The organism is Aquabacterium parvum (assembly GCF_001447195.1).
Classification (GTDB): domain Bacteria; phylum Pseudomonadota; class Gammaproteobacteria; order Burkholderiales; family Burkholderiaceae_C; genus Aquabacterium; species Aquabacterium parvum.
Map to the genome: position 1 here is coordinate 1 of NZ_LFRI01000037.1, position 1,086 is coordinate 1,086.

Below are 1,086 nucleotides of genomic sequence, written 5' to 3' on the forward strand. Positions count from 1 at the left end.
CCGACAGCGGGTCGAGTACCACCTGCGCAAACGAGCCGAGAGCCTGGGCTTGCGCTTGGTGCCGATGGAGGTCGCATGAACACCCCTTGGCAAATCAATCACTTATGGTGTGTTTCTTGAGAGGGTTTCAGGCCCCGCGCGGTGGTGCCCATTGTGCAAAGGAAACACCGGAAAAGTGGGGCTGTGCATTTATCCAGTCATTGAAAAATTGTTCAATTATGACAACAACTTAGCATGTGTTTCTTGAGAGGGTTTCAGGCCCCGCGCGGTGGTGCCCATTGTGCAAAGGAAACACCGGAAAAGTGGGGCTGTGCATTTATCCAGTCATTGAAAAATTGTTCAATTATGACAACAACTTAGCATGTGTTTCTTGAGAGGCCGGTGGGTTGCTGTTGCTCGGCGGTGCATTGCAGGAGGCCTCTTCGTTTTTCGCCTTGCGTCTGGCTCGATAGATCGCGTGCCCCCAGCAGGCGGCTTGGACCAAGAAGGCCAACGCAAAGACTCGCAAATTGACGGGATGCGCTTCACTTGAGGAGATGGTTAGAGCTAGTAGCAAGAGCCACAAGATCCCAAAACTGATGGCCCAGCGTTGCCGCCGGAAGTTTGAAAGAGCGACTACCTGCGAGAAACGAGGCATGGAGCCTTGCTTGCAGGCGATGTGATCAAACTCGTGGATGAGCGGGATTGTGGCGAAGTGAAGAAGAATGAATGTGCCGATATCCATGGAAAGTGACCTGGTTTGCCTAACGTCCAAGTTCAGGGGCGCGCGCTTGGCGTGGCCGAAGCGTGCGGTGGTGGAGGCGTCCCCTGCAACGCCCAGTTAGGCCGGTGGTGGCAAACGACTGCATGCGCATGAGCCCCTGTGTGTTGATTGCTTGGCCAGTGGCCAGCTTGAATGCAAGCATGCCATGACACCTTGCGCGAACCAATAAACGAAAGCTTGGCTGCTTGTAGCCACCGAGGAGGTGGCTCGCTTGGCCTTTGCAAGCGGCGCATTTACGCGAGGGCCTAACGAATGAAAGGGACTTCCCCGTCCCGAGCTAGCCGCGTATTGCGGCAAACGGCATCGAAGTGCCACGATGGGGT

Annotated in this window: 1 protein-coding gene; it reads right to left on the reverse strand. The window is 55.3% G+C overall.

Annotation, left to right across the window (positions count from 1 at the left end; translation table 11 throughout):
* Positions 1-343 precede the first annotated feature (343 nt).
* Positions 344-724, reverse strand: a complete 381-nt coding sequence (locus ABG80_RS00515; protein WP_058085848.1) for a hypothetical protein — start codon at positions 722-724, stop codon at positions 344-346.
* Between the last annotated feature and the right edge of the window lie 362 nt (positions 725-1,086).

What these genes read in the sequence shown, in the direction of transcription:
- ABG80_RS00515 (WP_058085848.1), bottom strand. Translation starts at nt 724, where the DNA reads ATGGATATCGGCACATTCATTCTTCTTCACTTCGCCACAATCCCGCTC.